24 protein-coding genes and 1 tRNA gene are annotated in these 23,612 nt (G+C 44.9%); 15 read left to right on the top strand and 10 right to left on the bottom strand.

Annotated elements, in window-relative coordinates; translation table 11 throughout:
• Positions 1-97: 97 nt before the first annotated feature.
• Complete coding sequence (locus NO989_RS13865; RefSeq protein ID WP_041449827.1) at positions 98-955, bottom strand: PHP domain-containing protein; 858 nt, start codon at positions 953-955, stop codon at positions 98-100.
• A 278-nt stretch (positions 956-1,233) separates the two neighbouring features.
• On the opposite strand from NO989_RS13865, the gene NO989_RS13860 reads away from it, so the two are divergent.
• Genes NO989_RS13860 through NO989_RS13830 form a run of 7 tightly spaced genes read left to right on the top strand, consistent with a single transcriptional unit; the run spans position 1,234 to position 8,340 of the window.
• A complete protein-coding gene (locus tag NO989_RS13860) occupies positions 1,234-2,970 on the top strand; it encodes an anthranilate synthase component 1 (protein ID WP_014978835.1) in 1,737 nt (578 codons plus the stop codon).
• Entirely contained in the window at positions 2,967-3,599 is a 633-nt protein-coding gene (locus NO989_RS13855) for an aminodeoxychorismate/anthranilate synthase component II (protein ID WP_014978834.1), read from the top strand. Before NO989_RS13860 ends, NO989_RS13855 begins: the two co-directional genes overlap by 4 nt.
• On the top strand, positions 3,592-4,623 hold the full coding sequence (trpD, locus tag NO989_RS13850; protein WP_014978833.1) for an anthranilate phosphoribosyltransferase: 1,032 nt from the start codon (positions 3,592-3,594) through the stop codon (positions 4,621-4,623). The genes NO989_RS13855 and trpD overlap by 8 nt, the downstream gene beginning before the upstream one ends.
• Positions 4,616-6,025: a bifunctional indole-3-glycerol-phosphate synthase TrpC/phosphoribosylanthranilate isomerase TrpF gene (gene trpCF, locus NO989_RS13845; protein WP_014978832.1), complete on the top strand. Its 1,410-nt coding sequence runs from the start codon at positions 4,616-4,618 to the stop codon at positions 6,023-6,025. Before trpD ends, trpCF begins: the two co-directional genes overlap by 8 nt.
• Positions 6,026-6,045: 20 nt before the next feature.
• The gene (gene trpB / locus NO989_RS13840; protein WP_014978831.1) at positions 6,046-7,227 is read left to right on the top strand and encodes a tryptophan synthase subunit beta; all 1,182 of its coding nucleotides are present in this window, start codon (positions 6,046-6,048) and stop codon (positions 7,225-7,227) included.
• Positions 7,227-8,036 (top strand): tryptophan synthase subunit alpha, encoded by an 810-nt coding sequence (trpA, locus tag NO989_RS13835; RefSeq protein WP_371342750.1) that lies wholly within the window; start codon positions 7,227-7,229, stop codon positions 8,034-8,036. Before trpB ends, trpA begins: the two co-directional genes overlap by 1 nt.
• Before the next feature lie 4 nt (positions 8,037-8,040).
• The gene (locus NO989_RS13830) at positions 8,041-8,340 is read left to right on the top strand and encodes a YciI family protein (RefSeq protein WP_014978829.1); all 300 of its coding nucleotides are present in this window, start codon (positions 8,041-8,043) and stop codon (positions 8,338-8,340) included.
• Between the two features lie 484 nt (positions 8,341-8,824).
• Here the strand turns inward: NO989_RS13830 and NO989_RS13825 are convergent, their stop codons facing one another.
• Positions 8,825-9,289, bottom strand: a complete 465-nt coding sequence (locus tag NO989_RS13825; protein ID WP_156086164.1) for a pyridoxamine 5'-phosphate oxidase family protein — start codon at positions 9,287-9,289, stop codon at positions 8,825-8,827.
• 631 nt (positions 9,290-9,920) lie between these two features.
• Here NO989_RS13825 and NO989_RS13820 point away from each other — a divergent pair.
• The 3 genes from NO989_RS13820 to NO989_RS13810 are packed head-to-tail and all read left to right on the top strand — an operon-like array spanning position 9,921 to position 12,194.
• A complete protein-coding gene (locus NO989_RS13820; protein WP_014948937.1) occupies positions 9,921-10,190 on the top strand; it encodes a PepSY domain-containing protein in 270 nt (89 codons plus the stop codon).
• 1 nt (position 10,191) lies between these two features.
• Complete coding sequence (locus tag NO989_RS13815) at positions 10,192-10,866, top strand: response regulator transcription factor (protein WP_014948936.1); 675 nt, start codon at positions 10,192-10,194, stop codon at positions 10,864-10,866.
• The gene (locus tag NO989_RS13810) at positions 10,863-12,194 is read left to right on the top strand and encodes an ATP-binding protein (protein ID WP_156086163.1); all 1,332 of its coding nucleotides are present in this window, start codon (positions 10,863-10,865) and stop codon (positions 12,192-12,194) included. The genes NO989_RS13815 and NO989_RS13810 overlap by 4 nt, the downstream gene beginning before the upstream one ends.
• Before the next feature lie 204 nt (positions 12,195-12,398).
• Here the strand turns inward: NO989_RS13810 and NO989_RS13805 are convergent, their stop codons facing one another.
• On the bottom strand, positions 12,399-13,439 hold the full coding sequence (locus tag NO989_RS13805; protein WP_014948934.1) for an AI-2E family transporter: 1,041 nt from the start codon (positions 13,437-13,439) through the stop codon (positions 12,399-12,401).
• 73 nt (positions 13,440-13,512) lie between these two features.
• Here NO989_RS13805 and folX point away from each other — a divergent pair, with 73 nt between their 5' ends.
• Positions 13,513-13,881: a dihydroneopterin triphosphate 2'-epimerase gene (gene folX, locus NO989_RS13800; protein WP_012517852.1), complete on the top strand. Its 369-nt coding sequence runs from the start codon at positions 13,513-13,515 to the stop codon at positions 13,879-13,881.
• A gap of 23 nt (positions 13,882-13,904) precedes the next feature.
• A complete protein-coding gene (locus NO989_RS13795; protein WP_371342749.1) occupies positions 13,905-14,801 on the top strand; it encodes a TIGR01777 family oxidoreductase in 897 nt (298 codons plus the stop codon).
• A 337-nt stretch (positions 14,802-15,138) separates the two neighbouring features.
• Here NO989_RS13795 and NO989_RS13790 read toward each other — a convergent pair whose 3' ends face one another.
• A complete protein-coding gene (locus NO989_RS13790; protein WP_371342748.1) occupies positions 15,139-17,661 on the bottom strand; it encodes an ABC transporter permease in 2,523 nt (840 codons plus the stop codon).
• Positions 17,662-18,360 (bottom strand): ABC transporter ATP-binding protein, encoded by a 699-nt coding sequence (locus tag NO989_RS13785; protein WP_202940835.1) that lies wholly within the window; start codon positions 18,358-18,360, stop codon positions 17,662-17,664.
• 16 nt (positions 18,361-18,376) lie between these two features.
• Between NO989_RS13785 and NO989_RS13780 the strand changes: the two genes are divergently transcribed.
• The 3 genes from NO989_RS13780 (at position 18,377) to NO989_RS13770 (ending at position 20,564) form a co-directional block, all read left to right on the top strand.
• Entirely contained in the window at positions 18,377-19,030 is a 654-nt protein-coding gene (locus NO989_RS13780; protein ID WP_371342747.1) for an arylesterase, read from the top strand.
• 45 nt (positions 19,031-19,075) lie between these two features.
• Positions 19,076-19,258, top strand: coding sequence for a hypothetical protein (locus NO989_RS13775; RefSeq protein WP_080589178.1), 183 nt, complete (start codon positions 19,076-19,078; stop codon positions 19,256-19,258).
• 331 nt (positions 19,259-19,589) lie between these two features.
• A complete protein-coding gene (locus NO989_RS13770) occupies positions 19,590-20,564 on the top strand; it encodes a transposase (protein WP_156078146.1) in 975 nt (324 codons plus the stop codon).
• A gap of 29 nt (positions 20,565-20,593) precedes the next feature.
• On the opposite strand, the gene NO989_RS13765 is transcribed toward NO989_RS13770, so the two are convergent.
• The 5 genes from NO989_RS13765 to NO989_RS13745 all read right to left on the bottom strand — a co-directional run bounded on the left by NO989_RS13765 (position 20,594) and on the right by NO989_RS13745 (position 23,611).
• Positions 20,594-21,532 carry a tRNA-dihydrouridine synthase gene (locus NO989_RS13765; protein WP_348670710.1) on the bottom strand — a complete coding sequence of 313 codons (939 nt, stop codon included), beginning with the start codon at positions 21,530-21,532 and terminating at the stop codon, positions 20,594-20,596.
• A 283-nt stretch (positions 21,533-21,815) separates the two neighbouring features.
• Positions 21,816-22,004 (bottom strand): DUF1289 domain-containing protein, encoded by a 189-nt coding sequence (locus tag NO989_RS13760; protein WP_039230420.1) that lies wholly within the window; start codon positions 22,002-22,004, stop codon positions 21,816-21,818.
• Positions 22,001-22,222 carry a hypothetical protein gene (locus NO989_RS13755; RefSeq protein ID WP_014948926.1) on the bottom strand — a complete coding sequence of 74 codons (222 nt, stop codon included), beginning with the start codon at positions 22,220-22,222 and terminating at the stop codon, positions 22,001-22,003. The genes NO989_RS13760 and NO989_RS13755 overlap by 4 nt, the downstream gene beginning before the upstream one ends.
• 59 nt (positions 22,223-22,281) lie before the next feature.
• Positions 22,282-23,187, bottom strand: coding sequence for a M14 family metallocarboxypeptidase (locus tag NO989_RS13750; RefSeq protein ID WP_156078144.1), 906 nt, complete (start codon positions 23,185-23,187; stop codon positions 22,282-22,284).
• A gap of 348 nt (positions 23,188-23,535) precedes the next feature.
• A tRNA-Glu gene (locus NO989_RS13745) sits at positions 23,536-23,611 on the bottom strand.
• Position 23,612: the final 1 nt, after the last annotated feature.

Raw genomic sequence — 23,612 nt, 5'->3', positions numbered from 1 at the left:
CTCGGCATTTTAATTAGCTTTAGCGCTCATCAACCGTACGTGAACCATTTGCCTTACCTTGCCCATTTATACCGAGAGCGTTACAAATTAGATTTCCTTAGCTCTCGGCCATCTGCCCTTCAAATTGTTTCCAATTATGCCATACGGGTGTGAGCTTACTGCTAATGCCGAGGTTCTTACCCAGCTCAGTCCAACGAGACGGAAAGTGAAAATCAGAGCCCGCCGATGCTAACAACTGATGGGTTTGCGCAAGCTCGTTAATAAGCTCTTGTTTAGTTTTATTTATGCCAGGAAATGCGGTTTCAATGGCGTCGCCACTGGCTTGTTCGAACAAGGCCACCAAGCGCCGTAGCCATTTTGCTGTCATGTCGTAATGGGCTGGGTGAGCCAGTACCGCTTGTCCACCTGCATCGTGTATCCACTCGATAGCCGTTTCAATGCTTGGCCACTCTGCTTTAACTGCAGCTCGTTTGCCTTTGCCAAGATACTTTTTAAACGCGGCGTCCATACTTGGCACACCGTAGTTGTTTACTAATACGCGCGCAAAGTGCGCCCGTGTCACCTGGCCAACGCCCGCTAGCGCTTTTGCTCGCGTTAGAACACCTTCAAACCCACACTTTTCGAGCTTATCAGCAATTTTTTCAGCTCGGGCTTCTCGGGTTTGAGACTGGCCTTGCAGCCGCTCAAGAAACGTTGGGCAGTGTCTGTCCACATTTAATCCAACTATATGGATATCGAAACTGTGCCAAGTGGTGGAAATTTCAACACCATCAATTATGGTGAGTGCTCGTTTTTGTTTTGCTTGAGTAGCGTGCGCTTCTTCTAAACCGGCTACGGTATCGTGGTCGGTAACGGCAAGCGCATCCACCTGCATGGTGTGCGCGCGAAGGATTAATTCTTCTGGGGTTAAGTGGCCATCAGAGAATTTTGTATGACTATGTAGATCTATTTTCAATGTCTTATGCAAATTTTAGGTTGACACAAAGGGCAATTTGTTTTCTTCTATACACACAAAGTATACGTACTAACGGCTTCAAATCCTATTGAAGTTTGGAAAAACAACGAGTAATTCATGCATTCATACGACATTTCGACAGCAATGACAGTTGCAGCTTGGTGGTGGCACTCCCTAACTTAACGGGCGGTGTGCACTGTAGTGCGTGAATGAATACACATAAAGGCCCGTTTATACGGGCCTTTTTTTTGTCTTTTTGCAGTTGGAGAGTAGCAAAAATGAGTTTAGCGGAACTGGGGATTTCTCCAGGTAAGGTAGAGACAATTGAGCAGGTGGGACACTATGTCGATGATCCACTTGCCGCGTTTGCCCACCTTTGTGGCAATAAAAATAACGCACTGCTTTTAGAGTCGGCAGAAATTGATTCTAAAGACGATTTACAAAGCTTGTTAATGGTTGATGCAGCACTGCGCATGGAATGCCGGGGCAACCGCGTTGAAGTGAAAGCACTGACAGGCAACGGCGCTTCAGTGTTACCTTTATTTGTTGACCACGCCCCTGACGGCCTACACATCAAAGAAAGGACAGACACTTCAATTACATTGGTGTGCGATCAAGCCGACGGTGAACTTGACGAAGACAGCCGCTTAAAGGCCGCAAGCGTAATGGACGCGCTTCGCATTGTTATCAATAAAATAACGCCAATTCGCCAACATCCCCACGCGGTTTTCTTAGGCGGTGTATTTGCCTACGACATGCTGGCAGGCTTTGAAAAGCTACCTGATGTTGCAGAAGGTGAAAATGACTGTCCAGACTTTGTGTTTTACTTAGCAGAGACCTTAATTACCGTTGACCACCAAACCCGCGAGACACATTTAATTGGCAGTGTTTTTAGCGGACAAGACGTTGCCCAGCAATACTTTGCCATTGCTCAGCGTTTAGAAGCAATTCATCAGCAGCTACACGATATGCCCGCTGAGCCAGCACTAGTAGGTGCAAATACAGCAAAGATTGCTGATGTAGAAAGTGAAGCACAAAGCGGACAGTCACTCGTTTCCAACTCAGAAAACTCAAACGCAACTGAAAACGGACAGTCACTTTCTTCTTTTGACCCAAGCGTCGAAGTGAGTGTTGATTTAAGTGATGAACAGTTCTGCAACCATGTGCTGGACTTAAAACAGCACATTTTAGCCGGCGACATTTTTCAGGTTGTGCCCTCGCGTACATTCTCTCTCCCCTGCCCGTCGCCGCTACTTGCTTACGCTAAACTTAAAGAATCAAACCCAAGCCCTTACATGTTTTACATGCAAGATGCCGCTTTCATCATATTTGGCGCCTCTCCTGAATCAGCGCTTAAATACGAAAGAGAAAGTAATCAGGTAGAGATCTACCCGATTGCCGGTACCCGTCCACGTGGCAAGCGCCCTGATGGCAGTATCGACAGAGATTTAGACAGCCGTATTGAGCTTAACCTTCGCGAAGACAACAAAGAAAAGTCTGAGCACATTATGCTGGTTGACCTTGCCCGAAACGATGTTGCAAAAGTGAGTCGCCCAGGTACGCGCTATGTGAAAGACTTGCTAAAAGTTGACCGTTACTCACACGTGATGCACTTAGTATCGCGCGTGGTTGGCCAGCTACGTGACGACTTAGATCCACTGCACGCTTATCAAGCCTGCATGAATATGGGCACCCTAGTTGGCGCACCAAAAGTAAGCGCAGCGACGTTAATTCGTGAAGTAGAGAAAAAACGCCGCGGCAGTTATGGCGGCGCGGTTGGCTACTTGAATGGTCAAGGCGATATGGACACTTGTATAGTCATTCGCTCAGCGTTTGTGAAAAACGGCACGGCTTATATTCAAGCGGGTGCAGGTGTAGTATATGACTCGGTTCCACAAGCTGAAGCTGATGAAACCCGCGCTAAGGCGCAAGCGGTAATTGGTGCAGTAAAAGCAGCGCTACAAGAAGAAGCTGAAAGTATCAACGTTGCATTAAATGAAGGAGGCAACGCATGAATCAGCAAGTGACCACCCTATTTTTGCTCGATAATGTAGACTCATTTACCTACAACCTTGTGGATGAACTGCGTACCTTAAACCTAGACATTAAGGTTTATCGCAACACGGTTTCAGCAAATGCTCTGTTTGAAAGAATGCAGGAACAAGCAACGAAAGGCCCTGTGCTTCTTATGTTGTCGCCAGGTCCAGGCGCACCAAGTGAAGCCGGCTGTATGCCTGAGCTACTTAAAAAAGTACACGGCGTGTTCCCCGTAATTGGTATTTGCTTAGGCCATCAAGCTATTGTTGAGCATTACGGCGGCACCGTAGGTCGCGCCAGCCAAGTTATGCACGGCAAGTCTTCTGCTATTTCCCATTCTGAAGACGCCATGTTCAAAGGCTTACAGCAGCCCTTACATGTAGCACGCTACCACTCTTTAGTGGCACATTCATTGCCTGAAAACCTTAACGTTTGCGCATCTACGGTAAACGATGACGGCAGTGAGGCCGTAATGGCAGTTTACAACAGCGAAGATCGCATGTTGGGTTTCCAATTTCACCCAGAATCTATTTTAACAGCCCACGGCAGTTTGCTGTTAAAGCAAAGTATTGACTATTTAACGTTACAGGGAGCGAACCATGCTTAACGCAGGCCCTCTACTAGAACAAATTATGTTGCGAGAATCACTGTCGCAAACCGAGGCATACAGCTTGTTTAACAGCATCATGCACGGTGAGCAAAGCGAGGTGATGATTGCTTCAGTGCTGACTGCGCTGAAAATGAAAAAAGAATCACCCAGCGAAATTGCGGGTGCGGCGAGCGCAATGGTGGCTAATGCACTGCCCTTTCCCACACCGTCTTATGAGTTTGCAGATATCGTTGGTACAGGCGGAGATGGCCACAACACCATTAATATTTCCAGTGCAGCCGGTGTAGTTGCCGCATCTTGTGGCGTGAAGGTGGCGAAACACGGTAATCGCAGTGTGTCGAGTAAGTCTGGCTCTGCTGATTTGTTTCGACAGTTCGGTCTTAATTTAGAAATTAGCCCAGAAACTTCTCGCAAGTGCTTAGATGAAGCAAATTTCACATTTCTTTTTGCACCGGTTTATCATGCAGGTATGCGCCACGCAGCCCCCGTGCGCGCTGCGATGAAGACCAGAACCCTGTTCAATATTCTTGGGCCACTGGCAAACCCAGCAGGTCCAACTCACGGCGTTTTCGGCGTATACTCGCCTGAACTGCTTGAACCTTACGCAAAAACCCTTATGCTGCTTGGCCAACACCGCGCAATGATAGTGCATGGCGATGGCTTGGATGAACTGGCGCTTCACGGCGAATCAATGATTTACGACCTTGAGCACGGTGATATTCGCAAGCTTACCGTTACCGCTAAAGACTTCGGTTTACCTCATTATCCTCTTGCTGCGATTGAGGGCGGTGAACCTGAAGAAAACAGACAATTTGTTGAAGCAGCGCTAAACGGCGAAGGTAAAGAGGCGCACCGTGCCGCTATCGCTATGAACTGCGGGGCACTGTTGAAAGTAACCGGCAAAGCATCAACCTTCAAAGAAGGGGCTGAAATGGCGATGAACGCTATGGCCGAAGGGTTACCCATGCAGTTATTAACGAAGGTTGCCAAAATTACTCAGGAGGTAAGCACGAATGGCTAATGTGCTTGAGAAAATTGTTGCAGACAAACGAGAAGAAGTGGCCGCACGCAAAGAAGCACTGCCGCTAGAAAGCTTCAAGGCGAATCTAGTTCCTTCTGAAAAGAGTTTATTTGCGGCACTTAGTGAGCCAAATGCAGGCTTTATCTTCGAATGCAAAAAAGCATCGCCTTCAAAAGGCCTTATTCGAGAGCATTTCGATTTAGACGAGATCTTAGCGGCTTACACGCCTTATGCTGCCGGTATTTCTGTGCTGACAGACGAGAAGTACTTCCAAGGTAAATTTGAGTACTTAGCTTATGTTACTGAGCGTGTTGCTCAGCCTGTGCTTAACAAAGATTTCTTCGTTGATACCTATCAAGTGTATCTAGCCCGTCACTATAATGCCGACGCAGTGCTATTAATGCTTAGTGTGCTAAATGATGACGAATATCGCGAGTTGGCAAACGTTGCCAATGCTCTGTCATTAGACATTCTTACCGAAGTAAGTAATGAAGAAGAAATGGAGCGCGCTATTGCCCTTGAAGCCAACATCATTGGTATCAATAATCGCAACTTACGCGACCTTTCTACCGATTTAGCCACCACCGAACGCCTTGTGCCCATGCTTGAAAAAGCCACGCACGACTACGTGGTTATTTCAGAGTCGGGCATATACACGCACCAAGACGTGCTTCGTTTAGCGCCTGTATCCCAAGGCTTTTTGGTGGGCAGTGCGTTAATGGCCGAGGCTGACCTACCGCGCGCAGTAAAAACGTTAGTGAATGGTGCAGTTAAAGTGTGTGGGCTTACCAGCCCCGAACAAGCACAAATGGCGTTTGATAAAGGCGCTAGCTTTGGCGGGCTTATCTTCGCTGAAAAATCGCCACGCTGTGTGAGCGAAGCACAGGCTTTGACTATAACGCAGAGCGTTGACGGTGCTTTTGTTGGTGTGCTCGTTAATCACGACATTGATGAAGTGGCATCACTCGCCGCCTCGCTCAACCTTTTTGCCGTGCAGCTTCACGGCAGCGAAGATGATACCTACATTTCAGCGCTTGCTGCCAAGCTTCCAGTAGGTTGTGAAATTTGGAAAGTCGAAGGTGTTAAAGCAACCTCTTCTGACGCACTACCAGAAACAGTGGACAGACACTTAAATAACAGCCTTATCAGCCGCGTTCTTCTGGATTGCCAAGTGGGTGATGCCAAAGGCGGTACAGGCGAAGCGTTCAATTGGCAGTTATTAAACGATATCGAAGCGAAGCATAAGTTAGTGCTTGCTGGCGGTATTAACGCCCAGAATGTTGCAGAAGCTATTGCAACCGGCTGTGGTGCTATTGATGTGAATTCAGGCGTAGAAACCGCACCCGGCGTGAAAAGCGAAGAAAAACTCGACGCGCTTTTTGCCATTTGCCGCCGTTACTAATTTAAATACAGGACAACGTAATGAACCAGTTAGATACAAAATTTGGTGAATTTGGTGGCATGTACGTGCCCGAGCTACTTATTCCAGCACTAGACCAACTGGAAAAAGCATTTTTGGATGCCAAGGACGACCCAGCGTTCAACGAAGAGTTTTTATCTCTGTTAAAAGACTATGCCGGCCGTCCAACATCAATGACGTTAACTCGCAACCTTGTGAGTAACCCAAAGGTAAAATTATATCTAAAGCGTGAAGACCTACTTCATGGTGGCGCACACAAAACTAACCAGGTATTAGGCCAAGCGCTACTTACTAAGCGCATGGGTAAAAAAGAAGTTATTGCCGAAACTGGCGCGGGCCAGCACGGTGTTGCAACCGCTTTAGCGTGTGCGTTGCTTGGGCTTAAAGCACGTATTTATATGGGTGCAAAAGACGTTGAACGTCAAGCGCCAAACGTGTTCCGTATGAAGCTTATGGGCGCAGAGGTTATTCCTGTAAATGCAGGCTCTGGTACCCTTAAAGATGCCGTAAACGAAGCTATGCGCGACTGGTCAGCGAACTATGATAAAGCGCACTATTTGTTAGGCACAGCAGCGGGTCCTCACCCCTTCCCGACCATTGTTCGTGAATATCACCGCATGATTGGTGAAGAGACTCGCGCTCAAATTATGGAAAAAGAAGGTCGCTTACCTGACGCTGTAGTAGCATGCGTGGGCGGAGGCTCAAATGCTATCGGTATGTTTGCAGACTTTATTGATGAGCCCTCTGTGCGCTTAGTGGGCGTTGAGCCTGCAGGTAAAGGCGTGCACACCAAAGAGCACGGCGCAACTATCGTGACGGGTACAAAAGGTATTCTTCACGGCGCTTACACCTTCATCATGCAAGACAAAGAAGGCCAGATTGAAGAGAGCTACTCAGTATCTGCTGGTCTCGACTACCCTGCTGTTGGCCCTCAGCATGCTTACCTTCACGACATTGGTCGAGCGGAATACGTTGCCGCTACCGACGAAGAAGCACTGAATGCATTCCAATTGCTTGCCAGGAAAGAAGGTATTATTCCAGCCCTTGAATCGTCGCATGCTTTAGCGCACGCACTTAATATGGCGGATGAAGCGGAAGAAGAGACCATCATCGTAGTTAACTTATCAGGTCGTGGCGACAAAGATTTAGCGCACGTTATCAACATTTTAGGGGACGATTTATAATGGATAGATATGCACAGATGTTTGCCGGCCTTGATGAAAAGAGCCAAGGCGCATTCGTACCTTTCGTAATGATAGGTGACCCCGATTTAGCGCAATCTGAAGACATTATTTGCCAGCTGGTAGAAAGCGGTGCTGACGCACTTGAGTTAGGTATACCTTACTCTGACCCCATTGCTGATGGCCCGACTATCCAAGCTTCTGCCATTCGCGCATTAAGTAACAAGGTGACGGTAGCAGATTGCTTGGGTGTTATTTTACGTGTTCGCGCAAAATATCCAGATGTGCCTATCGGCTTGCTACTGTACAGCAACTTAGTAATGGCACAAGGCATTGAGAATTTTTACAATAAAGCGCAAGTGGCAGGCGTTGACTCAATTTTGGTCGCTGACGTTCCTATTCGCGAGGCTGCACCTTTCCAAAAAGCAGCCGAAGCCACTGGCATTTCTCAGATTTTGATTGCACCGCCCAATGCTACTGACGAAACCATGGAAAAAATCGGGGAATACTCGAAAGGCTACACGTATTTGCTGGGTCGTGCGGGCGTTACTGGCGCAGAAACTGCCGCAAACGTGCCTGCTTCAGAGCTTATTGAGCGCTTGAACAAACACAAAGCAGCACCAGCATTGTTAGGCTTTGGTATTTCTACACCTGAACAGGTTAAATCTGCTATTGACGCAGGTGCCGCTGGCGCAATTTCAGGCTCGGCGACAGTGAATATCATCGCCGCTAATTTATCGGACAGCCACAAAATGCTGAGCGAGCTCGGCAGCTTTGTTGAAAGCATGAAAGCCGCTACGGCAAAAGGATAAGCGCATGCTATACATGATTTGTGCAACCGATGTGGCGGACAGTCTAGAAAAGCGCCTAGCGGCGCGACCTGCTCACCTTGAACGTTTGAATGCATTAAAAAATGCGGGCCGTTTAGTTATGGCAGGCCCCTTCCCTGCTGTAGATAGCCCAGACCCAGGCCCAGCCGGATTTACCGGCTCGCTAGTAGTCGCAGAGTTTGATTCACTAGAAGCTGCTCAAGCATGGGCAGACGCTGACCCGTACATCGAAGCAGGTGTTTACGATAGTGTTGTAGTTAAACCTTACAAAAAGGTTTTGCCTTAGTTTTTAGCTAAACGCTGTAGCGTAAAAAATAACGAAAGCCCCTTAAGACCGGATTAATCTGGTTTTTAGGGGCTTTTTCGTTGCTTCAACAGTAATGAAGCTAACACTTATTTATTAAACTAGTGTGGACAGACACTCATTTGCTAGACTAATGAGGACACACACTCGGAATTGTTTGCCAAGCGTCCTTTGGTTGATAATGGACAGTCACTTAATAATCAGCCAACAACCGTAATAAACAATCCCTTGTGGACAGACACTCGCTCCTGTGAGTAAGCGTCCCAGCCCCTCAAAGCTTCGTCATAAAATTGGCCCATAATACTGCGTTTAAAGATCGACCTTTTCGTGTTCACCCATCTCTTCTGGCTTTACCGTTTTACCAGTAAGCATTTTAAACAATCCCTTGTGGACAGACACTCGCACCTCTGAGTAAGTGCCCCAACGCCTCAAAGCTTCGTCATAAAATTGGCCCATGATGCTGCGTTTAAAGGTCGACCTTTTCGTGCTCACCCATCTCTTCTGGCTTCACCGTTTTGCCAGTAAGCATTTTAAACATACCTTTGAGTGAAGGGTCTGCATCCCACACTTCTGCATCTATAAGTTCAAAGCGAAGCATTAATAAAGAAGGATCATCTTTACCTTTCTCGAACCATGCTTCTACTGGATTAGACCAGTATTTATCAATCACCTCTTTACGTGATTCAACAGTGAGGTTGCCTCGTATACAAGCAAATACATCATGACCTTTGGATGCAAAATGAACCATGGCTTTTCCACCTTTAGCAATGCGGTTTTCTCGACTAGTGTAGAACCAAAACTCGCTATCAGCGTCTTTATCAAGTTGGGCGTACATAGGCTCGGCATGCATATCCTCACCAACCAGACTTACCATGACTTTTGGACTATCTGACATTGCTTTCCACATTGTTTTCTTAATATCGTTAGACATAGCTCCTCCTTGTTGAAAATAAGTGTCTGTCCGACGTTACTATTGAATTGAGCAGTTGAACTAAACGCCTTATTTTCATTTTATTGATTCATCTGAAGCTTATTCCTCGCACGTGGTATGCCAGAAAAGTCAATATCTCCCCGCTCAGCTGCCAAAAGAGTTATTGAGAAACGTAAGCTCTTCACTACACGCCAGTTAGGTACAGCTTTGGACACACACTCGTACATCCAAATGAGCGTTGTGAACTATTTTACAAAAACCGAGGACAGTCACTCGTTTGCACGATAAACATTGGTTCCCCTTAATAACAATCAACAAAGTGGACAGACACTTTTTCAAAGTAGGAGTAAAGATTACTCAATATGATTTACTAACGAGAGCACTTAAATATATGCGTCACTTTGAAGCTTAGAAATAGACTTGTGGACAGACACTCTCATTTTGACTTCCGGCCTCTTAGCAATTAAGTGTCTGTCCACAATATTTGCTCTTTCGTAAATGCCATTTACTTAAGGCTTATATACAGCTTTTGCTCCGCAAGGTAGACTAAACCTAGTTCAGAATGGGTTCAGTTAACCAAGTTATACTTATCTGTAGTTTGGCCTGAGTGGGATAATAATTGTGAGGTTGTATGAAATTATCGCTTCGTGTTGCAGTAGTTTGTTTAGTGTTAGCTTTGTCTAACACAGCGCCAGCTTTGGCGTTTCAAGACTCTGGCGGCGATATATCAAAAAGCGAAGCTGCTGAGCGTGCTCGCGTTGCTGTAAATGGACGCGTCTTAAAAGTTGAACAGACCTCAAAAAACTACCGGGTAAAAGTACTTAAAAAGTCAGGGCGAGTAGTATCAGTAGATGTAGACAAGCGCTCAGGCAAGGTAAAAACAAATAAAGATAAGGACTAACATGCGTATCCTCGTAGCCGAAGACGATAGCAGATTATTAACCCAGCTTGATGCGCTCCTTCAGCAAAATGGCTATAGCGTAGACCTCGCAGATAATGGTGAGCACGCGCTTTTTCTCATTAAAGAATATAGCTATGACCTGGCTATCGTCGACATCGGCATGCCAAAGCTAGACGGATTTGAGGTTATACGAAAAGCTCGTCAAGCTGATATTTCCTGCCCTATACTCATTTTAACTGCTAGAGATAGGTGGCAAGAGAAAGTGGAAGGCCTTGATGCCGGAGCCGATGACTACCTCACCAAACCCTTTCATAACGAAGAGTTACTTGCTCGAACAAAAGCACTAATTCGACGAGCTTCAGGACAAGCGAACCCAACCATTCAGTTCGGCCCTATCTCGCTGGATACCGTTAGTGAAGAACTATCGTTAAACGGTCAAGCTCTGGATCTAACAGCTTACGAATACAAAGTCATGGAGTACCTTATGCTTAACCCGCAAAAGGTCATCTCAAAAACAGAGCTAACCGAGCACATTTATGACCAAGATTTCGATTTAGATAGTAATGTCATAGAGGTTTTCGTGGGAAGACTGCGGAAAAAGCTGGACCCGACCGGTGAGTTAAAGCCAATCGAAACCCTTAGAGGTAGAGGCTATAGGATAAATAGAAGTTTATGAGGCAATTGTCGCTACGTCTTCGGAGTATCTTTCTAGCGATTGTTCTTCTAGCGTTATTTGCGCCCTTTACTGTTGTCATTTTAGATGAGGCATATACTGATAGCCTTACGCAAGCCAAGATGAGTGAGCTTAGGTTGATGAACTTAGGTCTGCTATCGGCTTTCGAGTTAGATGGCGACCTGCCCTATATGCCTGAAATTTTATACGAAGAGCAGTTAAACCTTCCGGGATCAGGTTATCTTGGCGTGATTGTGTTTCGAGACGAAGTAATTTGGCAGTCAGCCTCAGCTCTTGAATATACCTTTGCACCACCTGAGATAGACGTTGCAGTCGGTAACGAGTTATTTTTGGATTCTCATACACCTAAGTTTGAAAAAGATTCCGAGTTTTTTGTATACGCCTTTACTGCGGAATTTGCTTCAAGTAGAGACTTCGAGCCTGTTCGGTTTTATATATTTAACAATAAAGCACTTTTTGAAGCAGAGCGGAATACGTTCTTAGACACGACGTGGCAGTGGATTTTCACGCTCTGTATAGCGCTCCTAATTTTTATTATTATCGGGATTAGCCTAGTACTTCTTCCTGTTAGGAAGTTAATTGACGAAATTTCACAAGCCTCAAGTGGACATAAACGCCAGTTAGAATCACGCTATCCAGTTGAATTCGATTCCTTAAAACAATCCATTAATGGTTTGCTTCAAACTGAGGCCGCCCAAAGGGCGAGATATAAAAACAGTTTAGGAGACTTAGCACATAGTTTGAAAACGCCTTTGGCAGTAGCATCGGGCACTAGCGATTTACCTACTGAGGTAAACGAAGCATTACAGCAAATTGACCGAATCATTAAACGCCAGCTGAAAAGAGCGAGTGCTGGAAAATCTGGCTGGCAACAAGCTATCTATATATTACCCATTTTGCACAAGCTTGCCGATGCAATGGACAAGGTCTACCAAGATAAAGCCCTTACTATTGAGTTTGAACTGGATGAGGATGCTCAGTTTAAAGGAGACGAGACCGACTTCATGGAACTGTGTGGCAACCTTCTAGACAATGCATGCAAAGCAGCGACCAATAGAATTATCGTATCAGCGTCGAAGCGTGCTGGTTGGCTAACAATTAAAGTAGAAGACGACGGCCCTGGTATTCCTGACGACAAAAAGGTGCTTTTGTTAGAGCGAGGAACTCGACTTGATACCTATACAGAAGGCCACGGAATAGGCATGGCGTTGGCGGCCGATTTAGTTTCAATCTACGAAGGTAGAATGCTCATCGAGGACTGTTCGCTTGGCGGCGCTCGTATCGTTATTCAATTTCCCAATCACGAATAGTGTTTTAAAAAGTACAACGAAGTTTGTGCATGACCGTTAAATCCTTGAGCTTTCAATTGCTCGAGTATGAAAGTGGACAGACACTTAATCTTGCACAAAAGTTTTTGGGGGACTGACACATTCTCAATTGACTGTTTAGCTAGGGACCAATGAGAGATTTTTTTAAATCGATAGAGTGTCTGTCCACTTTCTACTTCCACTAAGTTACGACGCAGACTTCTCACCTTCACTCGATAACAGCACCGCAAGCCACTTGCTCTCTTCGCGAGACTCTAGTGCTATTTTAACCACCATGGTTAACGGAACTGATAGCAACATTCCAACGGTGCCTAGCAGCCACCCCCAAAATATTAGCGAAAGGAATACCACAAGTGTCGAGAGCCCCATGCCTTTACCCATCAATCTCGGTTCCACCATATTTCCCATGATGGTATTAACAAGCACAAAGCCAAGTGCGGCGAAACCTGCTGAGGCAGGGCCAAGTTGAACAAATGCGATGAGTACAGCTGGCACAGCTGCAATGATAGATCCAATGTTAGGAATAAAGTTGAGCATGAACGCCAGGACAGCCCAAAGCATGAAATGATCTACTCCCATCACATACAACCAAATGCCAATAATTAAACCTGTCCCTAAACTGACCACAGTTTTTATCGCTAAGTAACTGTTCACAGAACGAATAAATCTGTCGATATGCTTTAGTTTCATTCCAGGATCAGCAAGGGCAATATGCAACCGGCGTGGAATACTGTCTGCTTCAAAAAGCATGAATATGACAGTAAGAAGAATAAGGAATAGGTTTGAAAGTACGCCGCCCATCCCGCTGATGAAATTTGTTGCTACTGACATAGCCGTTGCTGGATCAAGGTGCGAAGCAATTAACTCTCTATTGATGTGAATATTAAATTCAGCCAATTTGGACACAACCCAAGCAAACTCTGTATCAAGCTTACTTCTATATTCTGGCAAATTTTCTCGAAACTCGGTCATAGACTGGCCGACTAAGCCAGCTAAAAGAAAACCAAAAACAACGATAAGCAGTATAACAAAAGTTATAGAGAGCCATTTAGGCACGCCGAATTTCGAGGTCCAACGTATTATTGGGCTACACGCGATCGCTATAAAAATAGAGAGAAAAAACGGTACCATGATCGTACTGGCGGCTTTAATACCAGCCATTACCACTACTAAACATGCTAGAACAATTAGAATTTTTGCTGTTGGCGAGCGTAGTTCCATTGACATTTTGTGCTACATTCCTGACTGAAACGACAACACTTTACAACGACTTATAAACAACTACAAACAAGAGACTTCAATGAACTTTAATCTTGCCACTATTAAAATTAAAAACTTAAGACTACGCACGTACATTGGCATCAATGAAGATGAAATAAAAAACAAGCAGGACGTTGTTGTTAACGTGAAAATTGATTACGACGCTGAAAAAGCGACGAACACCGACGATATGAGTGATGCGCTTAACTATAAAACGATTACAAAGGCAATCATCAAGCTTGTAGAAGACAACCGTTTTTCTCTTCTGGAAAAACTTACCGCCGATGTGCTAAGCATTGCCGCAGAACATTCTTCGGTGCGCTACGCTGAGGTTGAGGTCGATAAGCCACATGCCCTTAGATTTTCTGATTCCGTGTCACTGACACTATCTTGCAATAAGACAGGATAAGGTCATACCTCGAGGAGCTAATTGTGAACATTCTTTTGACCGGTGGAACAGGGCTGATAGGAAGCGAATTTATTCGTCAATATTCTCGAGAACATGAATTCACGGTGATTTCTCGCGACACTTTAAAGGCAAAGAGCAAATTGGGGGATAACGTCAAAATCGTCGAGAACGTTTCTTCGATAGAAAATTTTGAAAGTTTCGACGCAGTAATTAATTTAGCTGGTGAGCCTATCGCCGATAAGCGCTGGACAGACACTCAAAAGAAAATAATTTGCAATAGCCGCTGGGACATCACTTCTGAGCTAGTCTCAAAAATAAATAGTTGTGATGCGCCTCCGCCTGTTTTCTTATCGGGCTCCGCGATTGGTTACTACGGCAATCAAGGAGACAAGCTTGTAACTGAAGAAACTCCTCCTCATAACGAGTTCACCCATGAACTGTGCGCTAAATGGGAGACTATTGCCCAAAGTGTAGATCAAACTAAGACACGTGTCGTAACGCTTCGAACTGGTGTAGTTCTCGCCGAAAAAGGCGGTGCGTTAGGGAAAATGGCTCTACCGTTTAAACTGGGGGCCGGAGGTACACTTGGGAGTGGTAGTCAGTATTTGGCCTGGATCCACTTACAAGATATGGTGCGTGCTATCTCCTTCTTGATCGAGAATAGTGCATGTTCTGGTGCATTTAACTTAACGGCACCGGAGCCTGTCACGAACAAGGTGTTCTCTAAAGCGCTCGCAAAATCACTTAACCGACCTTGCCTGTTCAATGTCCCGGGCTTTGTTATGAAAGTAGCAATGGGCGAATCGTCGACGATGATACTTGAGGGGCAAAGAGTCATTCCTCAAAAGCTTACTACCGCCGGCTTCAGTTTTGACTTCCCTTCTATCGACGAGGCGCTAAGAGAAATATATCGCGCATAGTTGAATTACTGAAATTCGTTATGTGCCTTGTGGACAGTCACTTGAATTGCCAAGCAAGTGTGTCCACATTCATTGCACAACATTATCGCGAGGCATGCTGCTTAGTCACAGACCTCAAAAACTTCTATTTACTTTCAAACCAGAGTACTTCTCAAACTCTTAGCGAAAATCACTCTTTCATAATTAGCGAACTTTGCTGTGAAATACACTGTGGACAGACACTCATTTGAATTGAGTGACTGTCCACTACCCTTACACTGCCCTTAATCTAAACGGCACTTAACCGAGTGTCTGTCCGTTTTGTATTAAAGCGCATTTTAAACTAACGCAACAATACCTAAACCATGTTCCGCAGCATCTGACCGGTATTAAGTGTAAGCAGACGCCAGCATCCAAACGCACCTAATATGCCTACAACGATAGCGCCAACGCTTGGCGCTATTGCCCAGTATTCTGGGTGTAAGCTTGCTTCCATTTGGAATACAGAGGTTTGAAGTAAATAAAGGCTCAACTCATTGGCCATTGCTGCCATAAAGCCTGCTACTACACCAATGATAACAAACTCAAAAATAACACTTTTTCTTATCAACGCCCCCTTTGCACCGAGCGTCCGAAGTATGGCTATTTCCTGTCTGCGTTCATCCATACTCGCCTGTACTTGTGCAATCAATACCAGACTGCCCGCTAACAATACCAGCACCAAAATAAATTCAACGGCAACAGACACCTGATCAACGATCTCTCGCAATTGATTAATTCGAGCATCAACGTCGAACATAGTTATTGATGCAAACGGTTTAAGTAGGTTTGTTAACTCTGCCTTTCTCTCGGTAGGAAGGTAGAAACTAGTAATATAAGTTGGGCTAAATGCGGCCATTGCCTCGGGGTGAATAACGAAGAAAAAGTTAGGCTGCATAGTCTGCCAATTCACAGTACGAATACTCGTTACTTTCGTTTCGACAATCTCGCTTCCCACATTAAAAGTGAGCCGATCGCCCATTTTAATGTTCAACCTTTCTGCAACGCCTTCTTCAACGGAAACCGGGAACCATCCTTCGCTGTATTGTTTATCCTCATCGCCATGCCAGTTCCCGTCAATGACCTCGTTTTCTTTTTGAAGCGTGTTGCTCCACGTTAGGTTTGCTTCTCTGCCTAAGCCCCTTCGGCCTTCTCGATTCGGCTCATCTTCTTTAGAAACCTCGGTGTTTACCCCTTCTCCATTTACCGAAACAAATCGGCCTCGAATAACAGGGTAAAACTCTTCAATTTTTACGCCTTCGTCAGCGAAGTGTCTGTCCAACTCGGGTTGAATATCCGGCGTAATGTTAATTAAGAAGTAATTCGGTGTACCTTCTGGCAATTGCGAGCGCCATTGCGAAACCATATCGTTGCGCATTACCAGCACCACTAAAAGCAACATAATGGTGACGGAAAAGCTAATAAGCTGCACGCTGTTGTCCATTGCACGTCGCTTAATACGTGCCCATGCCAACTGCCACGCCCCCATTCTTCCACTGCCCAGCTTGCGACCTACTGCAATTAAGATATACGTAGCACCAAGTAATCCGAGCACCAACGCAGCGCCGGAAACGAAAAGAATAGCGCTAATTTTTAAATCGCGGCTATACATCCACATCAATAAAAATATCGCACCACCTGATGCCACGAACTGAATGCTTCTGGAACGTAAATTCGCTGATATGTCCTTTCTTAATACGCGAAGCGGGGGAACTGAAAATAGCTGCAAAAGCGGATATAAGGAAAAGAGCAATGCACACGTAGCGCCTGTAGCAACGGCAATTAAAAGTGGTCGCCAATGCCACACGTCAAGAGATACATCCACTCTGTCCGCTACAAGTGAAACCACCACTTGCTGACCGATAAAACCAATAACAAGGCCGATAAATATACCAAGCCCAGTAATGAATAAAATTTGGAATAAATAGACTTTTCGAATGGTGCTGCTTGTTGCACCCAAGGTCTTCATTATTGCTACGGGATCAAAGTGACGTTGAGCATAACGCTGAGCAGCAACGGCAATGGAAACGGCCGCTAATACTATTGCTAACAAACTCGCTAACAGAAAATAGCGCTCAGCACTTGCGACAGAACGCCCTATCGCTGACTCGTCATCTTCGACTGTCCGCCACGAATGTAGGTCATCGTTTAATTGGGGCAATAACCAGGTATTGAAGTTTTCTATGTCACCCGCATCACCGGCAAAAAAGCCCACATAACGAGCGCGACTCCCTGGCCCGGTTATCGCAGTTTTTTCCAAGTCATTTAAGTTAATCAGCGCGATAGGGTCAGTATTAAACACGCTAAAGCCAGCATCGGGAATATCTACCAATACATGGGTGACGGTAAAAGTTCCATCACCAATTTCGATACTATCGCCAATAGAAAGCCCCAAGCTCTGAAAAAGCCGAGACTGTACCCATGCTTCTCCAGACTGAGGTAATTCTGCAGTATTGCGTTTTTCTCCAAAAGGCTGGTCGGTAATATTGACAGTCCCTTTCAGTGGATAAGCGTCATTCACAGCTCGCAAATCAACAAGCGACATCTCGTCGCCCTTAAACACCATTGAACGTGTTGCTACCTGCTTTGCCGTCGCAAGGCCCTCTTCTTGGGCTCTAGCTAACCACTCCTCGTTTATAGGGTCATCTGAACGAAGTTGAGCATCTGCTGCAATGAATTCCGCAGAACGAGACTTGAGCGCGCCCTGTAAACGCTCACTGAAGAGTGACAGCGACAAAACGGCTGCAACAGAAAGCACAATGGCCAGCAATATGATGGTCAGTTCACCACGTCTAGCTTCATGCTTGAAAAGCCGCCAAGCTAAATTAAAAGACGTCGACATCTAAACCGCCTCTTTCTTATTCATTGTGTTCGCGCCAGTTGTTTCAACTAATTCGCCAGCATTCATCGTGAGTTGCCTGTCACAATGTTCCGCAAGCTCGTTATCATGAGTTACGAGTACGAGAGTTGTGCCTTTTTCTCTATTCATCTCGAACAACAGCGCTTCGATTTTTTCACTATTTTTGGCGTCAAGATTGCCGGTAGGCTCATCGGCGAAAAGTATTTTGGGAGAGGTAATAAATGCTCGCGCTATGGCAACGCGCTGTTGCTCGCCCCCCGACAACTGATTAGGGAAGTGATGCGCGCGACGTTTCAATCCGACTTGCTCTAGAATATCCAAAGCTAGTGCCTTTGGATTATCAAGCCCTGCAATTTCTGCCGGTAGCATCACGTTTTCTAAGGCTGTTAAGCTTTGAACTAACATAAAGCTTTGAAAAATGAAGCCTACTTTATTTCCTCTTAAAATCGCGCGCTCTTCTTCATTCATGCTGTGAAGTGCTTCGCCATCTAAGAAAATTTCCCCTTCTGTAACTTGGTCAAGTCCAGCTAACAAGCCCAAAAGGGTTGACTTACCCGAGCCTGACGCGCCAATAATGGCAACGGACTCACCAGACTTGACTTCAAAAGAAATAGGACGAAGGATCTGCAGTGAACCTTCACTCGTATCCACTACTTTGGTTACAGCATTAGCTTTTATCATAAGAGGTCATCAATTCGTGTTTGTTAAATTTTATTTGTTCGCTTTTTTACTTATTCTTTTAATACCCTTTCAAGCGCTATCAGATCAAGCCGAGCAGAGCGACACAAGCGAAAATGCGGTTTTACTTATCTTAGGTGACAGTTTATCCGCGGCTTATGGATTACAGCAACATGAGGGTTGGGTCAGTTTGTTACAAAAAATGTGGCAAGACGACAACATTCCGATTGATATTGTAAATGCTGCGGTAAGCGGAGAGACCACTGACGGTGGTTTAGCGCGATTTCCCCGTTTATTAGAGCAACACAACCCTACCCATGTATTGATTGAACTGGGCGGTAATGACGGCCTTCAGGGCCATAATATCGGTAAGATTAGGGATAATTTAGATTCGCTGGTAAGTGTTGCGAAGGAGAGTAATGCCGTAGTGTTTCTGCAAGAAATGCAGATTCCTTCTAATTATGGCAAGCGCTATACGCAGATGTTTACTCAAAACTTCAATAAAGTAGCGGAAGCTCAGGACGTTCAAAAAATTCCATTTTTCCTTGAAGAAATAGCGCTAAATAAGGACTTAATGCAAAACGATGGTATTCATCCCAATGCTGAGGCACAGCCTTTGATCGCTAATTTTATGGACAGACACTTAAGAAGTTTAATTCTTAGCGCTCAATAATTGTGCTAATCTTATCAGGTGATTTTTTAAATGCGAGGTTTGTTTATGGACGTTTCTTCTGTTAATTCGTCTCCTGTTTCCACTGTCTTAGAATCGCCACAGCGACCTACTCAACAGGTTGAGCCCCGTAATGTGCAAGAAAGTCGCGAGACTCAGCCCCAGAGCACACAGCAGACCTCAAGCGCTAACGATGGGCGTGTGGGTTCTAGGGTTGACGTGTTTGTATAACTTGCCCTTTAAATTAAATTGTTAGGGACAGACACTCGTTGGTACTTTTGCTTAGTCCTCTTGCTAGTAGAGGCGGCTTTGCAATAAGGAAATTAGAAAGGACAGAAACCCGGCGAATAAGGGTGTCTGTCCTTTTTCTTTTGGGTCAAATAGACTTAACGATTGACGTCTATCCGTTATGAAATTCGAGTGTCTGTCCACGATTGCCAGTTCTGAGATTTGATCGAAAGAGCACTCATGAAAAATAACCGTCCCTAAAACTGTCCCAAAGACCACTTAAAATTGACGCCGTAAATCTCATAATGTCAATAAATAACTATGGGATACGGATATGCCTCTACCTCGTTACAAGCAAATAAATACTGATGTTACACCTTATTACCACTGCATTTCTCGCTGCGTGAGGCAATCTTACCTTTGTGGTCGCGATGCCCGCACTGGCATAAACTATGAGCATAGAAGAAAGTGGATTCAAGACAGGCTTCATAAGCTTTCTCAAGCTTTTGCCATCGACCTATGCGCCTACGCTGTTATGCACAATCACATTCATGTGGTATTACATATAGCAAAAGGCAGAGCTGAAGGCTGGACGATGGATGAGGTCTTGCTTCGGTGGAGGATGTTTTATAAATGCCCGCCCGTAGTGCAGCGATATTTAGAAAACTTTGATTCTGTAACGTCAGAAGAACTTGCTGAATTGAAATCATTATCTGTTTTATATCGAGAGCGACTTCAAAGCATCAGCTGGTTTATGCGTATGCTCAATGAATATATTGCTCGAAGAGCTAACAAAGAAGATGAATGTAAGGGCTATTTCTGGGAAAGAAGGTTTAGGTCACAAGCTATACTCGATGAGAAAGCACTGGCCAGTGTAATGGCTTACGTCGATTTAAATCCCATTCGAGCAAAAATAGCGACGACGCTAAGCAACTCTCACCATACTAGTATCCAATATCGGTTGAATGCCAAACGCTCGAATAAAACGCCTAAGTTTTTGATGCCCTTTAGCGATAGTCACCACAAGAACACAGTGCCGTTGCCCTTCGCATTTACCGATTATTTGCAGCTTATCACTGATACGATGAATGCAGAGAGTAATACCAATACCTGCAAAGTCCCAAAGCTTCCCAACCGCTTGCTAAGTAAGCTTGGAATGACAAAAGAGAACTGGCAGCTAGTAACTAGTAATTTTGAAACACTTTTTACTGGGCCTGTCGGTTGCCCCGAGATGATGGAGAATTTCGCCAAATGCTGCCAAAGAGCATGTCGTCCAAATGTTGCAAATGCCCAAAGGTATCTGTCGTGAACCTCTAACGCCATTGCAAAAGTACTTGGCTAAATATCGGCTTGGCGTGCAAGCACATCAACAATGTCCTGAGATTTCGTTAGGCGCCTTATGTCGTTGAACAGAACTTCAGCTTCAGGGTATTGTCTTTTCAGATAGCCGCACCATTGCTTAATTCGGTTGGGGTAATATTTGCCCTTATCACCAAAAATTTCGTAGCCAGAGTACTGAATCAGCAAAGCAGCCAGTTCAGACCATGGCATAGGTGCTATACCCTCTTTAATACTCAGCGCCAAATTAGGCATTGCCAATGCACCTCGTCCAATCATAAGGTTAGTACACTCTGATTGGCTCTGACATCGCTTAGCGTCTTCAGCGTTCCAAATTTCACCATTTGCAACAAGTGGAATATCGGTGTATTGCTTGATCTTCGCTATCCAGTCCCAATAAGCCGGTGGTTTATATCCCTCCGTTTTGGTCCGCGCATGAACAACGAGCTCAGAAGCGCCCGCTTCAGTGATAGCTATAGCATTCTCGATAGCTAAAGATTTGTCTTCAAAACCTAGTCTGATTTTGGCTGAAACTGGGATTTCTGCAGGAACAGCATCCCTTACAGTTTTCACAATGTCATAAAGGGTTTGGGTTTCTTTCAACAAAACCGCCCCACCCTTACTTTTATTAACTGTTTTGGCAGGGCAACCAAAATTTAGGTCAACACCAGGAGAGCCCAGCTCTATCGCTGTTTGTGCATTCTCTGCAAGCCACTGTGGATGTTGTCCTAATAATTGAACTCGGACAGGCACACCTGCCGGAGTTTTGCCGCCATTATGAAGCTCAGGACAAAGTCTATAAAACGTTTTCTTTGGTAATTTTTGATCGACCACTCTTACAAATTCAGTAACACACTGATCGAAACCACCCACGCGAGTGAGCATATCTCTCATTAAGTGGTCGACAACGCCCTCCATAGGGGCAAGCATTACTTTCATTGCAAACGTCTCAGATTAATAGAACATAAAATTGGCGCGGGAGTTTAGCAAAAAGCACTTATATCAGCCAGGCTTTGATGCTTAGTTTTTCAACTTCTGTGACTGTCTATTTAAGGTGCATTTAAGGTGGTTTTAAATTGCAGCTATTTAAATTTAGTAAGTGTCTGTCCGCTAGACACTTTAATTCATGTGGGAGTGATGCAGGCTTCTAATTCTATACGAATAGAAAAACTTGTGTGTCTGTCCGTTTGTAGAGAAATTTTGATAGAAATCCGCACTTAGCCTATTTACGAGGCTGTAACTGGGTAGCGGCTTCCTTTTCTAAATTTTCAAGGCGAGTGAATACGGCCTTCTTTTGATTATCGGTGTATGTCCGCCAATTAATGATTTCTTCAATCGTACGTTTACACCCAATGCAAATGTCTTCTTCGGTTAATTTGCACAAGGCTACACATGGGGAAATTAAGTTCATAAAGCTTCTGTTTTATCCAGACCGTCTTTTTTACTCTGTACTCGCGAAGCTGCGATAGCTGCCATTGTAGTTTCTGATAGCTCTTTATTGGACCACAAACAGACATGACAACCAAAGCGCGATTCAAGATATGAGGAAAACTCAGTGTCTGTCCCACAGTCATACCTCACTAAATTTTGCTTTTTACCGTCGTAAATAACCGCAGAATAAGTAAACACAAAGAGCCTCCTAAAAAAGAGGCTCAAATATACATCTAGACGTCTAAACGTTCAAGCGTCTAATTTAAATAATCGAGTGCAGCGCAAATTGCGGCCACCTGAGCATCATTGCAATTTTCGGGTGTCGCATTATCGCTATCGGGATAAACTTCTGTAGTTGTGACGTACTTAGCATCTGTCATACCTCCACAAAGGTACAACGACTTCTTGTCATAGCAAATTACACCTTCACTCACCACATCTGCACCTATAATCTTTCCGTTTTCATCGGCCGGTGCGATATGCGTTACTTTTTTCACAGCTTCAATAACTGCTTTTTGAAACTCTATTTGGGGGCTTGGAGTATTAGCAACCGTATAGAAACCATCTGGAATGTTCCAGTTATCATGGCTCACCCCATCCCGTGCAGCTAGTGCTGGCCTAAACTCACTATTGTCCGTGTCTGTCGTTTCGTGCAAATCAATATGAAGCGTAAGAGATAACGCTAAATCAGATACTAATTGCATAAGCTGAGCAGACTCAGGTGCAGGAGAATCACTGTAAAACGAGCGATTCGGATCTAATGCCATTGGGTTCCATCGATTTATCGACTCGTATCCCCAAGGACTTACACATGGCACCACAACTATATTTACTTGCTCCGCGTACTGAGCCAACCTTGTTTCAATAAATTGAAGCGCTCCTTGCACACCACTGGTTTCGTAGCCGTGAACACCGCCTGTAACGAGTGCAGACGGCTTTTCAGCGTCAAATCTCTTGGGAATGACAACATATAGTGGGTAACGCGCTGTATCGTAAGGAAGTGCGCCATACTGCTTTAACTCAAAGCCTTCAGGGATAATGTTGAAGAGTTTATTAAGTACTTCTTCCTGATAACTTCTTTTCACAGTCTGCTGTGCTTTCCATTGGGCTTTTTCTTTTTCGCCCCACGGCTCACCAGGAGTTCCAATTGGATAATTCTGCATATAACACCTCTTTTGTATTTTTTAGATCATAACAGTTCAACAAGCTCACGTATCTATCACACAAAAGTTTCTTAAAGGGTTGTGACATGAGTTCTTTACGCATTGAACCTCTGAAAAGTACTTGCGCGAAGGTGTTGACGCCTCTTTTGTAAGAATTGCAAATTCCGATGAAAATGATCGGTGTATGTCTAGATAGATGGTTTAAAGAGGGAAAGAAGAGTGTCTGTCCACTGAAGCTTTCTTAAGATGGCTTTGCATTTATTTGCTTACAGATTTAATTGCAGTATCTGTCCACAAAGTTTTAAGCCAGAAACAAAAAAACCAGCCGAATGGCTGGTTTTTTCGATATGGCGTCCCCTAGGGGATTCGAACCCCTGTTACCGCCGTGAAAGGGCGGTGTCCTAGGCCTCTAGACGAAGGGGACA

It is taken from the genome of Alteromonas sp. DY56-G5 (assembly GCF_041414725.1).
Taxonomy (GTDB): domain Bacteria; phylum Pseudomonadota; class Gammaproteobacteria; order Enterobacterales; family Alteromonadaceae; genus Alteromonas; species Alteromonas macleodii.
Note: the sequence above shows the minus strand (reverse complement) of the source record. Positions and strands in the feature narration are given on the sequence as shown.

Bases quoted from the DNA above. Each gene is read 5' to 3' on its own strand.
- NO989_RS13825 (WP_156086164.1), bottom strand. From the start codon at position 9,289: ATGTCTAACGATATTAAGAAAACAATGTGGAAAGCAATGTCAGATAGT.
- NO989_RS13770 (WP_156078146.1), top strand. From the start codon at position 19,590: ATGCCTCTACCTCGTTACAAGCAAATAAATACTGATGTTACACCTTAT.
- NO989_RS13830 (WP_014978829.1), top strand. From the start codon at position 8,041: ATGCTATACATGATTTGTGCAACCGATGTGGCGGACAGTCTAGAAAAG.
- NO989_RS13775 (WP_080589178.1), top strand. From the start codon at position 19,076: ATGGACGTTTCTTCTGTTAATTCGTCTCCTGTTTCCACTGTCTTAGAA.
- NO989_RS13815 (WP_014948936.1), top strand. From the start codon at position 10,192: ATGCGTATCCTCGTAGCCGAAGACGATAGCAGATTATTAACCCAGCTT.
- NO989_RS13820 (WP_014948937.1), top strand. From the start codon at position 9,921: ATGAAATTATCGCTTCGTGTTGCAGTAGTTTGTTTAGTGTTAGCTTTG.
- folX (WP_012517852.1), top strand. From the start codon at position 13,513: ATGAACTTTAATCTTGCCACTATTAAAATTAAAAACTTAAGACTACGC.
- NO989_RS13750 (WP_156078144.1), bottom strand. From the start codon at position 23,187: ATGCAGAATTATCCAATTGGAACTCCTGGTGAGCCGTGGGGCGAAAAA.
- NO989_RS13790 (WP_371342748.1), bottom strand. From the start codon at position 17,661: ATGTCGACGTCTTTTAATTTAGCTTGGCGGCTTTTCAAGCATGAAGCT.
- NO989_RS13855 (WP_014978834.1), top strand. From the start codon at position 2,967: ATGAATCAGCAAGTGACCACCCTATTTTTGCTCGATAATGTAGACTCA.
- NO989_RS13860 (WP_014978835.1), top strand. From the start codon at position 1,234: ATGAGTTTAGCGGAACTGGGGATTTCTCCAGGTAAGGTAGAGACAATT.
- trpA (WP_371342750.1), top strand. From the start codon at position 7,227: ATGGATAGATATGCACAGATGTTTGCCGGCCTTGATGAAAAGAGCCAA.
- NO989_RS13810 (WP_156086163.1), top strand. From the start codon at position 10,863: ATGAGGCAATTGTCGCTACGTCTTCGGAGTATCTTTCTAGCGATTGTT.
- NO989_RS13805 (WP_014948934.1), bottom strand. From the start codon at position 13,439: ATGTCAATGGAACTACGCTCGCCAACAGCAAAAATTCTAATTGTTCTA.
- NO989_RS13785 (WP_202940835.1), bottom strand. From the start codon at position 18,360: ATGATAAAAGCTAATGCTGTAACCAAAGTAGTGGATACGAGTGAAGGT.
- NO989_RS13765 (WP_348670710.1), bottom strand. From the start codon at position 21,532: ATGAAAGTAATGCTTGCCCCTATGGAGGGCGTTGTCGACCACTTAATG.
- trpD (WP_014978833.1), top strand. From the start codon at position 3,592: ATGCTTAACGCAGGCCCTCTACTAGAACAAATTATGTTGCGAGAATCA.
- trpB (WP_014978831.1), top strand. From the start codon at position 6,046: ATGAACCAGTTAGATACAAAATTTGGTGAATTTGGTGGCATGTACGTG.
- trpCF (WP_014978832.1), top strand. From the start codon at position 4,616: ATGGCTAATGTGCTTGAGAAAATTGTTGCAGACAAACGAGAAGAAGTG.
- NO989_RS13760 (WP_039230420.1), bottom strand. From the start codon at position 22,004: ATGAACTTAATTTCCCCATGTGTAGCCTTGTGCAAATTAACCGAAGAA.